This is a genomic window from Dysgonomonas sp. Marseille-P4361 (assembly GCF_900343125.1).
Taxonomy (GTDB): Bacteria; Bacteroidota; Bacteroidia; order Bacteroidales; family Dysgonomonadaceae; genus Dysgonomonas.
Genome location: NZ_OPYL01000007.1, coordinates 80,595 through 95,708 on the forward strand (window position 1 = coordinate 80,595; position 15,114 = coordinate 95,708).

9 protein-coding genes are annotated in these 15,114 nt (G+C 36.1%); 3 read left to right on the forward strand and 6 right to left on the reverse strand.

From position 1 onward, the window contains the following. The first annotated feature begins 156 nt into the window (after positions 1-156). Complete coding sequence (locus DHU68_RS12305; protein WP_108823301.1) at positions 157-2,109, forward strand: ABC-F family ATP-binding cassette domain-containing protein; 1,953 nt, start codon at positions 157-159, stop codon at positions 2,107-2,109. A 43-nt stretch (positions 2,110-2,152) separates the two neighbouring features. Next, a complete protein-coding gene (locus tag DHU68_RS12310; RefSeq protein WP_108823302.1) occupies positions 2,153-4,201 on the forward strand; it encodes a M13 family metallopeptidase in 2,049 nt (682 codons plus the stop codon). 92 nt (positions 4,202-4,293) lie between these two features. Here DHU68_RS12310 and DHU68_RS12315 read toward each other — a convergent pair whose 3' ends face one another. The 4 genes from DHU68_RS12315 to DHU68_RS12330 form a co-directional block, all read right to left on the reverse strand. After that, the gene (locus DHU68_RS12315; RefSeq protein ID WP_108823303.1) at positions 4,294-6,081 is read right to left on the reverse strand and encodes a VWA domain-containing protein; all 1,788 of its coding nucleotides are present in this window, start codon (positions 6,079-6,081) and stop codon (positions 4,294-4,296) included. A gap of 151 nt (positions 6,082-6,232) precedes the next feature. Then, positions 6,233-8,908 carry an AsmA-like C-terminal region-containing protein gene (locus tag DHU68_RS12320; RefSeq protein ID WP_108823304.1) on the reverse strand — a complete coding sequence of 892 codons (2,676 nt, stop codon included), beginning with the start codon at positions 8,906-8,908 and terminating at the stop codon, positions 6,233-6,235. A 125-nt stretch (positions 8,909-9,033) separates the two neighbouring features. Beyond that, the gene (locus tag DHU68_RS12325; protein ID WP_108823305.1) at positions 9,034-10,137 is read right to left on the reverse strand and encodes an acyltransferase family protein; all 1,104 of its coding nucleotides are present in this window, start codon (positions 10,135-10,137) and stop codon (positions 9,034-9,036) included. Positions 10,138-10,220: 83 nt separating this feature from the next. Next, the gene (locus DHU68_RS12330) at positions 10,221-11,744 is read right to left on the reverse strand and encodes a helicase HerA-like domain-containing protein (RefSeq protein WP_108823306.1); all 1,524 of its coding nucleotides are present in this window, start codon (positions 11,742-11,744) and stop codon (positions 10,221-10,223) included. A 131-nt stretch (positions 11,745-11,875) separates the two neighbouring features. Between DHU68_RS12330 and DHU68_RS12335 the strand changes: the two genes are divergently transcribed. Further along, entirely contained in the window at positions 11,876-13,216 is a 1,341-nt protein-coding gene (locus DHU68_RS12335) for a glycosyltransferase family 39 protein (RefSeq protein ID WP_255412499.1), read from the forward strand. Between the two features lie 40 nt (positions 13,217-13,256). Here DHU68_RS12335 and DHU68_RS12340 read toward each other — a convergent pair whose 3' ends face one another. Next, positions 13,257-14,036 (reverse strand): prephenate dehydrogenase/arogenate dehydrogenase family protein, encoded by a 780-nt coding sequence (locus tag DHU68_RS12340; protein ID WP_108823308.1) that lies wholly within the window; start codon positions 14,034-14,036, stop codon positions 13,257-13,259. Positions 14,037-14,041: 5 nt separating this feature from the next. Next, a complete protein-coding gene (locus DHU68_RS12345; protein ID WP_108823309.1) occupies positions 14,042-15,103 on the reverse strand; it encodes a bifunctional 3-deoxy-7-phosphoheptulonate synthase/chorismate mutase type II in 1,062 nt (353 codons plus the stop codon). Positions 15,104-15,114 lie beyond the last annotated feature (11 nt).

Genomic DNA, 15,114 nt, shown 5'->3' on the forward strand with positions numbered 1-15,114 from the left:
TACTTTTAAGAAAGGTGAAATAAAATTTGAGTTTTACTTTTAATTCCATTATCAGATTTAGTTATAAGGTTGAACAAGATACAAATAATAAAATAAAAGCTCTTTTGTTCCTCTAAAAATGTCTACTTTTGTGTGAATTTAAAATAGATCTAAAAAGTGGTATCAATAGAAGGACTGACGGTAGAGTTTGGAGGTTTTACCCTCTTTGATGACATATCCTTTGTTGTAAACAAAAAAGAAAGAATAGCTTTAGTCGGTAAAAATGGTGCCGGTAAATCGACAATGTTGAAGATTCTAGCAGGTATACAGCCTCCTACGCGTGGCAATGTATCTTACCCTAAAGAGATAACTATAGGTTATCTTCCCCAACATATGACGCTGAATGATGGCAATACTGTCTTTGAAGAAGCATCTCTTGCTTTCGCTCACATCCAGAAGATTGAATCAGAGCTTGAATATGTAAATAAACAACTAGCAGAAAGGACAGATTATGAGTCAGAAGCATATAGTAATCTGATCGAAAGGTCTACTTATCTGAACGAAGAGTTCTTGATGTCGGGAGGTAATAACTTTCAGGCAGAGATTGAAAAAACATTGATGGGGCTAGGTTTTAAGCGTACAGACTTTACTCGCCCTACAAGCGAATTCAGTGGTGGATGGCGTATGCGTATCGAATTGGCAAAACTCCTATTGCAACGTCCGGATGTATTATTACTCGATGAGCCTACCAACCACTTGGATATAGAGTCTATACAGTGGTTCGAATCTTTTCTCTCTACTCGTGCCAATGCTGTTGTATTGGTGTCACACGATAGAGCATTCCTTGATGCTGTTACTCAACGGACTATCGAAATATCTTTGGGACGGATTTACGACTACAAAGTACCTTACACTAAGTATGTAGAACTCCGTAAAGAGTATCGTGAGCAGCAAATGCGAGCTTTCGAAAATCAGCAAAAACAGATTCAAAAAACTGAAGAATTTATAGAACGTTTCCGATATAAGGCAACCAAAGCAGTACAAGTACAATCTCGTATAAAGCAGTTAGACAGGCTCGAACGATTAGAGGTAGATGAAGAAGACAGTGCTATGCTAAGTCTTAAGTTCCCTCCTGCACCTCGATCTGGTTCGTATCCTGTAATTGCCGAGAATGTAGAAAAAAGCTATGGAGATCATCTAATCTTTAAAGACGTTACTCTAACTATTCACAGAGGAGATAAAGTCGCCTTTGTAGGTAAAAACGGCGAGGGTAAATCTACATTGGTAAAATGTATAATGGACGAGATCGATTTCAAAGGAAAATTGGAACTCGGCCATAATGTAAAGATAGGCTATTTTGCTCAAAATCAAGCTCAGTTACTCGATGGCGAACGAACAGTATTCGAGACTATAGACTATGTAGCAGTAGGTGATATCCGCACTAAGATAAGAGATATACTCGGAGCATTTATGTTTGGAGGTGAAGCTTCGGATAAGAAAGTGAAAGTATTATCTGGTGGAGAAAGAAGCCGTTTAGCTATGATTCGTTTATTACTCGAACCTGTAAATCTACTTATTCTCGACGAGCCTACCAATCACTTGGATATGCGTTCGAAAGATGTACTTAAAAAAGCAATTCAGGACTTTGATGGAACAGTTATAGTAGTTTCTCACGATCGCGATTTCTTGAACGGATTGGTTGATAAGGTTTATGAGTTTGGAAACCAGCAAGTAAAAGAGCATCTTGGCGGAATATATGCTTTCTTGGAAAAGAAAAAGATGGATAGTCTTACCGAATTAGAAAAAGGTTCATCAACAGCTAACTCGAAATCAGAAGAAGTTAAGAAAGAAGAAATCCAAGATGTTGCGAACAAACTTTCTTATGAAGAACGAAAAGAACTGAATAAGCAAATAAAACGAGTGGAAAAACAAATAGAGGAGACTGAGAAAGAAATAGAGAATAAGGAAACAGAAAAAACAGAAATAGAAGAAAAGCTAGCTACACCTGACGGAGGAATGGATACGTCACTTTTCGAACGTCATGCTCAAATTATCAAAGAGATAGAAGAGAGCATGAATCGTTGGGAAGAGTTGACAATGGAACTTGAAGAGTTAGCTAACAATCAATAAAAGAAAATTAATAGATATAAATTTAAAAGGTTAGGTTATTAGGATGAAAACAATTTATTATTTACCGTTAGCCGTTCTTGCCTTTGCTTCATTTAGTTGCAAGGACAAGACTGGAGCAAAGGAAGGGGGAGATATGAAAAGGAATTTTGATATTGCCAATCTAGACACGACTTATGTTCCCGGCAATGATTTTTATATGTATGCTACCGGAGGATGGAGTAAAGCCAACCCGATAACAGACGAATATGCCCGTTATGGTTCTTTCGATCAGTTGGCGCAGAATAATCAAGAACAGGTAAAAGGAATCATCGAAGAGTTGGGTAAAACAAAGCATGAGCAAGGTTCTGATGGTCAAAAAATAGGAGACTTGTATGCTTTGGGAATGGATAGCGTTAGACTGAATAACGAAGGCTGTGCTCCAATCAAAAGTCAATTAGATGCTATAAATAATATTTCGACAGTTGCAGATGTTGTGCAGATGGCTGGGGAAATACGTAAATATGCAAATACTCCATTTTTTGGATTCTATGTTGGTGCTGATGAGAAAAACAGCACAATGAATATTCCTGTTCTTTATCAAAGTGGATTAGGTTTGGGTGAAAGAGAGTACTACTTAGAGACAGATGAGACTTCTCAAGCATTGAGAGAAGGTTATAAGAATCTAATTAAAACTCAATTTGCAAATGCCGGATATGCTGAAGCTGATGCTACAAAAGCTGCAGATGTAATTCTTAAAATTGAAACATCTTTGGCTCAGGCTCACTTCACAAAAGAGAAAACAAGAATCTCCGAACTGAACTACAATAAGATTCAAGTTGCAGATTTAAATAAATTAGTAAGTGATTTTGAATGGAATCTTTTCTTCGAAGCAGTAGGTGCAAAAGATATTAAAGAAGTAAATGTATCTCAGATAGAACCTGTAAAAGTTGCGACTGAACTTATCCATGCTTTACCAATTGAAGAGTCTAAAGCTTATTTGTCGTGGTGTGTAATCAATGCAGCTGCATCTTATTTGAGCGATAATTTCGTAAATGCGAATTTTGATTTCTATGGTAAGCAATTAAGTGGACGTAAGGTGCTTCAGCCAAGATGGAAACGTACAGTTTCTACAGTTGACGATGCTTTGAGTGAAGCTGTTGGACATATATATGTAGAAAAATATTTCCCAGCTGAGGCTAAAGAAAGAATGGTTGAATTGGTGAAGAATTTACAAGTAACCTTAGGTGAGCGTATCAACAATCTAACATGGATGAGCGATGACACAAAAGTGAAAGCACAAGAAAAACTGAATTCTTTCAATGTGAAAATTGGCTATCCTGACAAATGGAAAGATTATTCCTCATTAGAGATTAAAAAAGAAGATAGCTATTGGGCGAATATTGTTCGTGCAAGCGAGTTTTCGTACAATGAAATGATCGGTAAAATCAACAAACCTGTTGATAGATCGGAATGGCATATGCCTCCTCAAATGGTAAATGCATATTACAATCCTACAACGAATGAAATCTGTTTCCCAGCAGGTATTCTACAACCTCCATTCTTCTTCTTAGATGCTGACGATGCAGTTAATTATGGAGCTATTGGTGTCGTAATAGGACATGAGATGTCTCATGGGTTTGATGATCAGGGTAGTAAGTATGATAAAGACGGAAATATGGCTAACTGGTGGACTGAAGATGACTCTAAGAAGTTTACAGACAGAGCACAAGTACTTGTTGATCATTTCAACAAAATAGAAGTGCTTCCGAATGTTTTTGCAAACGGAGTATTTACTTTAGGTGAAAATATAGGAGACTTTGGTGGGTTGCAAATTGCATTCAATGCTTTTGAGAAGACAGCACAAGCAAAAGAAGGAGCAAAAGTAGAAGGATTTACACCCGAACAACGTTTCTTCCTTTCTTATTCCGGAGTTTGGGCAGGACACATTCGCGATGAAGAAATTTTGAGACGCACTAAAACAGATCCACACTCATTGGGTAAATGGCGTGTAAACGGAACGCTTCCGCACATCGATGCTTGGTACGATGCATTTGATATAACAGAAAGTAACTCTCTGTTTATTCCAAAAGAAAAACGTGCTGATATTTGGTAAGATACTATTTTAAGGATATAAGAAAAGAGGATATCTTGGTATAAAATCCAAGTATCCTCTTTTCACATCAATATAATTACAAGGGGGTAATCTTAATTTGCCAATCCTTTAGAAGCTTCCATTAGGCGAACAAACTCGCGTCTATATCCTTGTTGATCTTCTCCAAATCCCAATTTAGCAAGAGAGATTGCTTTGTCAAAAGTTCCTTCTCCTTTGTATTGAGAATTTTTAAGTACTTGCCCAAACATAGCTACAGATGCAGCAAATCTGAAGTCGTTAGAAACATTATTTGTCTTATCGTCAATCAATGGAACTTCTATTTTTTTGCTTGTATCACTATTTGGTTGTTTGTATCTTAGTTTTACTGTTAATAAATCAGGAAGACCTGTCGTTTTTACTTGGTCTACAATTGGTTTCTTATCATTATCTTGGTATTTCAGAGGATCCACACTTCCTGTGAAATTACTTTTTACTCCCATTGGTATCACTTCATAGAAAGCTGTTACTGTATGTCCGGCTCCCATTTCACCTGCATCTTTGGTGTCGTCGTTGAAATCTTCTTTGTTCAATAGCCGGGTTTCGTATCCCACAAGTCGGTATGCTTGTACCTTTGTCGGGTTAAATTCGATTTGCAGTTTTACATCTTTGGCTACAGTATACATTGTTGATCCAAATTCGTTAACCAATACCTTGTTAGCTTCTTGCAGATTGTCTATGTAAGCATGGTTTCCGTTTCCTGCTTGTGCAAGGGTTTGCATTTTACTGTCTTTGTAGTTGCCCATACCATAACCGAGAATAGATAAGAATACTCCACTTTTTCTTTCCTCTTCTATCAAACTTTCCAGTCCTGAATTACTTGATACGCCTACATTGAAATCTCCATCTGTACAAAGGATAACTCTATTGTTACCATCTTTAATGAAGTTTTTGCGTGCTATCTGATAAGCTAGTTTTATACCTGCTCCTCCTGCAGTAGAGCCTCCTGCAGTCAGATTATCCAACGATTCTTTTATCTTTTGTTTATCGGCTCCTGAAGTAGAAGGCAAGACCTCTCCGGCAGCCCCGGAATAGACAACGATGGCTACACGGTCTTTTTCTCTAAGATTATTTACCAGAAGTTTTAATGACGATTTTACCAAATCTAAACGGGTAGCTCCATACATAGAACCGGAAACATCGATGAGGAATACAAAGTTTGACGCAGGCAATTTATCATCAGCAATACTCTTGGCTTTCAATCCTATTCTAACTAATCTATGTTGGTCATTCCATGGACAATTGCCCACTTCGGTTGTTATTCTAACCGGTTCACTCCCTGAAGGTTCAGGATAATTGTAGCTGAAATAATTAATCAATTCTTCTATACGGATAGCATCCTTGTTCGGTAGTTCTCCTCTGTTAATATAACGGCGAAGATTACTGTACGATGCTGCATCTACATCTACCGAGAACGTAGAAAGAGGCTCTTCTGTTGCTAAACGGAATTTGTTCTCCGCAAACTGGCTGTATTCTTCATTATTTGGTCTTTCTTGAGGAACGCGTATATAAGCCAGTTCACGTGGAGCTTCTTCTACAATCGCTTTATGTTCTTGCAATTCAGCAATATCTACAGCATACATCTCATCTGTTCCTTCTACAGTAGTAATAGAAATTTGAACTTTTTCATCTTCTGCTATAACAGGAGGTACTAATTTCGGTGTCGATGTAAGAGGTGGGGGAGGAGGTGCCTGTTCTGGTTCAGACTCTTCAATAATAGAGTTCTCCACTATTGTTGCAAGTTCAGTATCTGAAGAATTATTATCTCCTGTTTGTTGTTTCTTGTTTCCACATGCCAATAAAAATATGAATGACAGTATGAATATAGCCTTGTAACTTTTCATGATCTATCTGTATTAGGTTAGTAAAATTATTGTTGCTTTTACTAGATAGATATATTAAGTCTGAAGATTCCATAAATAAAAAAGGGAATAAGTGAAAATAAAAAAGCCTCGAAAATTAATTCGAGGCTTTTAGTTGTTCTAATCTAGTGAATTATTCAGACTTTACGTCTTCTCCACCTTCTAGTTTTTTGATTTGCTCTTCAGCTTTATTTTTTAAGTTGTCAGATTGTTTTTTAGCTTCATCTACTAGCTTTTTACCAGCTGCTTTTGCTGCTGCCTTAGCAATTGCATTCTTTCCTGCTTTTTCTTCTAGATTCTTAGCTTGTTTTTCAGCTTCGGCTACTAGTTTATCTCCGGCACTGGCAGCTTCACTGCGTAATTTTTCTATTTGTTTAGCTTTTTCTTCCGATAACTTAGCAGAAACATCTGTGGTTTCTCCTTCTTTACCTCCTAGCAACTTATTGATTGCAGAAGAGGCTGCATCAGTAACTAAGGCTTTTGTGTCTACGCCAATTTTAGGATTAGTAAATGTACCACCTATAGTGATAGGAACATTATTTATAATGTTATTAGATAAAGATTTAGGAAGTGTAACATTACCTGAATAATTGATACTTTGATCTAAACCTGTAGATCCTTCTAGTTTCAATACACCACCATTTCCTATATTTACATTAAAAGGTTTGGTTACAATCTGTCCGTTATCGATAGAGAATGGAAGATTTATATCTTTTGTAGATATTGATTTTAGAGCATCAGTTTTCAGTGCAGAAGATAGAGCTGTCAATGCAGCTACTCCTTCCACTTTCACATCACTTGTTTGTATTGCTCCACTACCTGTAAGAGCGGCTAAAGTTTGTAAGATAGATTCACCCAAGGATGTGTTGAATTTAAGATTCATAGAATATGTACCTATCAGACTTTCGAAGATAGGAGCAAATTTTTGAATCGATTCAACAGATTTGAATGTTTCAGCAAAAGATACCTTTGTAAGAGCAAGGTCGAAGTTTACTTTTGGTTTCAGAGGGTCAGATGTATCATATGAACCATTTACTTTACAAGAACCTCCTAAAGCATTAGCTCCTACATTATGAAGAGTTAGAATTCCATTTTTAACAGACATATTACCCATCATATTTGTGATGTTAATCTTGCTGTATATAACTTGGTTTAACGCTGCATTAAGCGCAAAATCTATGTTTTTAGGGATAATGATATCCTCGCTAGATGTAGCTGTTGTATCAGCTACGGTTTCTGTATCGTCACTAATGAAATCATTTGCATTCAGGTAATTAGATTTAATATTTAATTGTCCTTTCAGCGTCTGGTCTTTGAGAGCATAAGCTATGAAGTTTTCTAAACGTCCGTTTGCTGAGATATCATTCTTTCCTATTTTTACATCAAGTGCAGGAAGATTTACATAGCGTGGAGTAAATTCCAGTGCAGCATTGTTGATCAATACTTCCGGCATATCGGTTGCTTTGTAAACCATATCGTTTACTTTAAGATGACCTGATGCAGAAACATTTTCGTATTGTTCTTTTTCGATAGCCGACATTCTTGTAGCTAGACTAAGATCTGCAATCAGTTTACCATTAAGGTCTGTTCCTGCTTCTAAAGGATAAACCTCTTTTATCATGCCTAAGTCAATAGTTCCGTTAGCATGCATTTTTACGTTCATATCACTTATTGGTGTAGTGATATTTAAATTCCCCGAAAAAGGATTTCCTCCTAAGTTGAAACCAAATTTGCTGATGTTAATCACTGTATTATCCAAAGATCCTCCTTTGCTGTTGATAGCTAAGTCTACATTGATATCATTTACCGATTTTGGAAGAGATGGATATTGGAACATTGCATTGTTTACCAATATTTTTACATCAAATGCCGGATAATTTTCACCTTGCATCAAGCCCTTGATATAAGCATCCATTGAAGCTGTACCGGAGGTTTTTACATCTTTAAAGTCTGCTGTATACATAGCAGGAACTAAAGAAAGAATCTCTTTGAAATCAACATTTGGAGCATTCAATTTCAGGTCGAAGTCCATGTCTTCACCATCTTTACCTACCATAGCAAATGAACCATCAATAGCAGCTTTCAAATCATTGATTTGTAGATTGCTTTCGGTGAAAGTAAACTTCATATTATCAAGATCTGCATTGATAGCAGCATCAGCTTTAGCTCTGACTTTACTTAGATATGGAATGCCATCCATGATAAAGGATAGTTCATCTATAGTAGACTTTATATCTAATGTAGTTTCACTAGCCGAAAAATCTCCGGATATATTTCCATTCCATTTCTTTATAATGGCTTTCATATTTGTAGAATCATCTTGATAGATGATATTACAATCATTTACCGAAATCTTTTTTAGGCTAAGATTGAAAGGGGTACTTTCTGCATCATCAGCAGTAACGTCAGTAGAATCTACTTTCATTATATCCCAGTTGGCGCGTCCATCGGATAATATTTTAGCAAAGACAGAGGCTTTATATAGATTTATTTTAGAAATATTGTAATTATCGCCAAACAGACTAAATAAATCAATCGTAACACTAGCCGACTCTGCTTGCAAGAGAGTGTCTTGAGCAAAATCGTCTACTCCAATAACAGTAGCATTGTTTAGTGATAGTGTCGCATTAGGAAAGTTTGAAAATAAATTCAAACCAAAATCTTCAATATCAACTTTTGCATTTAGCTGCTCGTTTGCAATGTTTAATACAGTGTCTTTAATTTTACCTTTAAATAGGGTTGGGATTGCTATCATGGCAATGATAATAATTGCCAGAATAACCCCAACAATGGTTAATCCTTTCTTCATAATGTTTTATTGTTTAGTTCTTTTATCTCTCCACTTTTAACGTTTCGTTTGTGTCTTTTGTTTAATGTTTAGTGTTAAGAAATACAAGGTAAAGATAAGGTGTTTTTAACAGTCCTGAAAATAAATTAAGAGGAAACGAATTTTATTAATTTATTTAAAGGTTTAGTAAGGAATTTCTCATATATAATAGATGTTATATAGGAAAGTAATATAGTAAGTCCAAGGTGGATTAAAGCGACTAATAAAATTCTGAACTGGCTAACTCCATAAATATAATCATCAAAATAAGGTCTTAAAGGACCATTTATGACGAACATAAACATACTGATCTGTCCTATAAATAATAACGCTTTATGGGGCGCTGTTATCGTTTTCGTTTCTTTGTAGAAGGGATAAAATATAACTAATAAAAGTATTGTCGCTGATGCAAAAGATAGAGGGAACGCAAACTCATAAAAGTTAGATAGAATAAATATAATTAATGTAGGAATAATGACTTTATAATTTATTCTGAATTCTTTAAAGAAAGCAATTACCATACCTATGATAAAATCAGGTAAGTGACCTATGAAATTTGCATATATCGGGAAATCGTGCTGTTTGGCGATTGGGGTTAGAGTGTATATTAAAATATAGCTAATTATCAGCATTCCCATAAAGCCTTTTTCTTTATATTTATTTAAAAAATAATATAACACAGGGAATATAATATATAGTTGTATAATAAAACTAAAATACCACCAAGGCCCCGCATGTGGGGTTATAAATAGAGTGTGAGTAGAGAAATTCTTGGATAGGAGTAAATAAGACTTGATAGTATGTATATAATTGAGGAGAGTTGTTTCTCCTATAGGGAATAAAAGCAATGCATAGAAAACTAAACCTATTAGAATTAGACTATATATTTTAATGACTTTAGGAAGTAGGTATTTCCAATAAGAAGTTGGCTTTTTATTCATAAATTGTTTAACCAATCCAAACCCACTGATAAAAATAAATAGTTGAATTCCGAAGAATCCCCATAAGGTTAAAGTCCCATTTATTAAGAACCATAAGCTGTGTTTAAATGAAACGAAGAGTCTGAGTATTCTTTCAGGGTCAAAATCAAATTCATTCTCTGATATATGATTTGTTTTATGTATGATGTTGTGTAAAACAATCATAATTATAGCTAATCCCTTAAGTATGGTTGTTTGCTGTTTAGATAAACTATAAAGAGAAATGTTCATGTTTTGTCTGTTGAAAAAGTAAGAATTTGCACAAAAATAGCCGAATTATTTTAAACTCGGCTACTAACTATATAAAAGATATATTATCGTTTCTTTCCTCCCTTAAGAAATGCATTGACAAGTTGCTTGGCAATAGGTGCAAAAACAGATGTAGTCATTTTACTCCAAAAGCGTTTGTTTTCTGTGGCCTTTTTTTGTTCTAGCTTCTCTTGAGCTTTTCTTGCTCTCTCTTCTTCTCTTTGTCTCTTTTCTTCCTCTTTTTTTGCCTTAGCCTCTTCTTTGGCTAGTGCTGCTTGCTCTTTTTCGCTCAAGGTATTTTCCATATGATCGGTAAGCTTCTCGTAAGCGGTTTCCCTATCTTCGGCTTTTGAATAGAAACGGTATAACATTGAGCTTTCGGTCATTTGTTTACGAGTATCTGCATCAAGAGGTCCTATCTGTGCTTCAGGAGGGAGTATATATGCTCTTTCAACAGGGTTTGGTCTGCCTTTTTCATCAAGGAAAGAGACTAAAGCTTCCCCTGTACCCAGCTCAGATATTGCCGCTTCTGTATCAAATTTAGGATTTGCTCTAAAGGTTTGTGCAGCAGCTTTCAGTGCTTTCAAGTCTTTAGGAGTATAGGCGCGCAGAGCATGTTGAACTCTGTTTCCTAACTGTCCTAATACAGAATCAGGTATATCCGAAGGTGTTTGAGTTATGAAGTATATTCCTATTCCTTTGGAGCGAATCAAACGGACAACTTGTTCTATTTTTTCTAGCAATGCTTTTGGTGCATCGTTGAACAGAAGATGTGCTTCGTCGAAGAAGAATACCATTTTAGGTTTATCAGGGTCTCCAACCTCTGGCATTACTTCAAACAATTTTGTCATCAGCCACATCAAGAATGTTGTGTACACTTTCGGCGAATTCATCAATTTATCAGAAGCAAGAATATTTATTACGCCTTTATCTCCTAAGGTTTGAATCAGATCGTCAATATTAAGATTTGGTTCTCCAAAGAAAAGTTCTGCTCCGTCATGTTCTAAGGTGATTAAGCCACGTTGGATAGCTCCAATACTTGCTGTTGATATATTTCCGTATGCTGTAGTGAATTTGCTGGAATTATTGCCAACATATTCCAATAGTTTCTGTAGGTCTTTAAGGTCTATCAATTCCAGATTTTCGTCTTTAGCTATCTTGAAAATGATTGTAAGTACAGCAGATTGAGTATCATTCAACGATAGAAGTCTACTGAGTAGTAGAGGACCCATTTCAGAAATAGTTGTTCGTACAGGGACTCCTTGTTCTCCGAATACGTCCCAAAACTGCACCGGAAATCCTTGAAATTTAAATCCTTTTTCGGCTAAGCCAAATGTTTCTACACGCTTGGTCACACTTTCTTTATTGCCTCCTATTGCAGCTACACCAGATAAGTCTCCTTTGACATCGGAAGCAAAAACGGGTACTCCCATGCTACTAAAAGTTTCCGCAAGGGTTTGTAGAGTTACGGTCTTGCCGGTTCCGGTAGCTCCCGTTATCAGTCCATGTCTATTTGCCATTTTGGGCGCAATGGATATTTCAGCATCGTTAGATTTGGCTACAAAAGCTCTTTTCTCGTTATCAAACATAGAGTTGTATTTTTAGATTGTATTGTCTATTATATTAGAATGAAAATTAAACAAAATAGTTCGTGTAAAGTCTACTAAATATGATTTTTTGAATAATAAAATTACAAACAAGCTACATATAAAGTTTATCTTTGACAAAAATAAACAAAAGATTGAATCAGAAAAATCGGATAGGGAACTGGATACATGATAATCCTGTAAAAGCGATTGTTATTGTTGCCATATTAGTGCGGCTGATAGTTGCTGTACTGTATCAGCATATAACATGGTATCCCGATAGTGGCGATTACTTGCATTTGGCTAATCGTCTATTCGACCTTGATTTATCAGGCTATGAAGGACAGCGCTCTCCAGGCTATCCACTTCTTATTTTATTGACAGGTTTTTCTGATGTTCTGTTGGTGGTTATACAATCTCTGATAGGGGTTTACACTCTTGTTGTAGCATATCGAACAATGCTATTGCTGCGTGTTAATAGAAAAATGTCATTAGTTACGTGTCTGTTTTTAGCTTGTTATTTACCAATCGTATTTTTTGAGCTGGCTGTATTGACAGAGACGGTTACCTTATTCATTATAAGCCTAATCTTTTATCTTTACTTTAGAGCGATTCAGCGAAATGACTGGTGTTGGAAAAATATAGTAAGTCTTTCTCTCTTATGTGGTTTTTTAATATTGATAAAGCCTTTCTATATATTCTTTCCTTTTGTTCTTTTGTTTTTGGCATTGATGAAAAAGGGATTAAAAGGCATTACTTGGTCAAAGACTATTTTATTTCTGTGTATCCCTTTATCTGTGTTTTTAGGCTGGTCGTATGTGAATAAAGTGAACACAAACTACTTCGTTTCTTCTACATTTTATGGCTTTAATCTGGCTCAAAACTGCGTGTCCTTTGCTGAAAGAACGACTCCCGAATATGAAGATATAGGAAATATATATGTGAAGTATCGAGATGATAGAATTTCGGACAAGGAAATAGCCATGACTATATGGGACGCTCAAACTGAATTGGAAGTTAAAACCGGCTTGTCTTTTCCCGACTTATCTAATAAACTATACAATTACAGTATTGCTACGATAAAAGAAAATCCTTTCCTTTATTTAAAGCAGGTCATTATATCATGGAGTGATTTTTGGAAGACCTCTTTGTATTGGGAACCGCAAAGTTTTGGTGTTTCTGAAGCCAGTAATGTGTTTCTGTATATCTGCTATCTGGAACGAATTGTCTTGCAATTGATAAAAATACTGTTCGTAATACTAATTCCTGTAAATATCTATTTCTCGATAAGAAAACGACATTTAACGTCGCAGCTGATTATTTCATTGGTAGTATTAACAGCTTCACTTCTTCAAGCTTTCGCTACTTATGGTACAAACTCGCGCTATAGTTTTCCTTTCGAAATATTAATTGTGATTTCTGTAGTTCTAAACTATCAGCAATATTTGACTTATAAGAAAAAGAAAACCGCATGAAGAACTCCTCTAAATGCGGTTTTTTTTAATAGGACTCTGTTTATTTGTCTGCTATATTTCCCCTTACTTTTGTCAAGAAATCCAGCATAGACTTGCTATCTTTCTTCTCTATAATTTCTAACAGAGACTTTAATTCCTCTCTGATTCCTTCTACCTGGCTTGGTGTGTAAGGATTAAAGAGTATCTCGGTAAGTAAATAATCATCTTCCGATAACAATCCTTTCGCTATATCCATATGACGTTTGAATGTAGTTCCCGGAGCTTCCTGATGTTTCATGACGGAAGCAAAAACAAGTGTTGATGCAAAAGGAATGGAGAGAGAGTAAGCTATAGTCTCATCATGTTCTTCGAATGTATAGTCAAAAACGTTTAGTTTTAACTTGTTATACAAATCTTTGAAGAATATTTTACCCCAGTGATTGGATTCAGAAATAATGATTGCATTTTGTGTACTCAAATCATTCAAATTTGCAAATGTAGGACCAAACATAGGGTGAGATGAAGCAAACGGACGTCCTACCTTTTGGTAGTATTCTTTCAGTCCTGTTTTAACTGAAGCTATGTCCGAGATAATACATTGATCGTCTAAGTATGGTAATACCATGTCGAATGCATCGATAGTATACTTCACAGTTGCAGCATTGATTACGATCTCTGGAACGAAATCTTTAATTTCCTCTGGATTACTCATGCGTACCACATTGTATACAAAACGTAATCTTTTAGGGTCTATATCAAAGACAGCGACTTCGTGATCGAAACTTAGGACATCAGCGAAGAAGGAGCCCATTTTTCCGGCTCCAAGAATTAATATCTTCATTGTGATTATTTATTCAAAATAACTACTTGTTGTCTCACCGATTCTTCGTGTATTGCTTCTAGAATGGTACGCATAAATTCAGGATCAACATCCAAACCTTTTGCTTGCGGAATGCGTTTGTTCAAGATTTCATCGTAACGGTCAGTTTGAACAACTGTCATATTGTGTTCTTTCTTGAATGTACCGATTTCACGAGAAACACGCATACGTTTAGCAAGGAGTTCTAATAACTGGTTGTCTAATTCGTCTATTTGTCTGCGAAGGATAGAAAGATCTTCTGTACTTTGTCCTTCTTCTCTGATTACAAGACTGCTTAATATTTCCTTTAGTCGAGATGGTGTTACCTGTTGTGCAGCATCACTCCATGCTTCGTCAGGGTTACAGTGCGATTCTATAATCAAACCATCGTAGTTTAAGTCCATCGCTTGTTGCGAAAGGGGCTGAATAAGGTCACGAGTTCCACCGATATGGCTAGGGTCGCATAAGATAGGAAGATCTGGATAACGACGTTTTAGTTCAATTGGAATATGCCATTGAGGAAGATTACGGTAGATCTTTTTGTCATATGAACTAAAGCCGCGATGGATAGCCCCTAATCTTGTTAAACCAACATTGCTTAATCTTTCTAAAGCACCAATCCATAACTCAAGATCTGGATTTACCGGATTTTTTACTAATACGGGAATATCAACCCCTTGAAGTGCTTCAGCTATTTCTTGTACAGCAAAAGGATTAGCTGTTGTTCTTGCTCCAATCCAAAGTAAGTCTATGCCATGTTTAAGTGCTTCGTAAACATGCTTTTGCGTAGCAACTTCGGTAGAGACATACATTCCTGTTTCTTTCTTTACATTTTTCAGCCAGATAAGCCCTTCGCTTCCTACACCTTCGAACCCACCCGGTTTTGTACGAGGTTTCCAAATGCCTGCACGCATAATTTTAATACCATCAGCAGAAAGTAATTTTGCTGCATTCATCACTTGTTCTTCAGTTTCGGCGCTACAAGGGCCTGCTATAACCATCGGACGCTTAGCGTCAACACCTGGTAATAAAATAGAATCTAATTTCATCGTTATATATT

Excerpts from the sequence above, each read along its gene's own strand:
- DHU68_RS12310 (WP_108823302.1), top strand. The coding sequence starts at position 2,153 with ATGAAAACAATTTATTATTTACCGTTAGCCGTTCTTGCCTTTGCTTCA.
- DHU68_RS12325 (WP_108823305.1), bottom strand. The coding sequence starts at position 10,137 with ATGAACATTTCTCTTTATAGTTTATCTAAACAGCAAACAACCATACTT.
- DHU68_RS12330 (WP_108823306.1), bottom strand. The coding sequence starts at position 11,744 with ATGTTTGATAACGAGAAAAGAGCTTTTGTAGCCAAATCTAACGATGCT.
- DHU68_RS12315 (WP_108823303.1), bottom strand. The coding sequence starts at position 6,081 with ATGAAAAGTTACAAGGCTATATTCATACTGTCATTCATATTTTTATTG.
- DHU68_RS12320 (WP_108823304.1), bottom strand. The coding sequence starts at position 8,908 with ATGAAGAAAGGATTAACCATTGTTGGGGTTATTCTGGCAATTATTATC.
- DHU68_RS12340 (WP_108823308.1), bottom strand. The coding sequence starts at position 14,036 with ATGAAGATATTAATTCTTGGAGCCGGAAAAATGGGCTCCTTCTTCGCT.
- DHU68_RS12345 (WP_108823309.1), bottom strand. The coding sequence starts at position 15,103 with ATGAAATTAGATTCTATTTTATTACCAGGTGTTGACGCTAAGCGTCCG.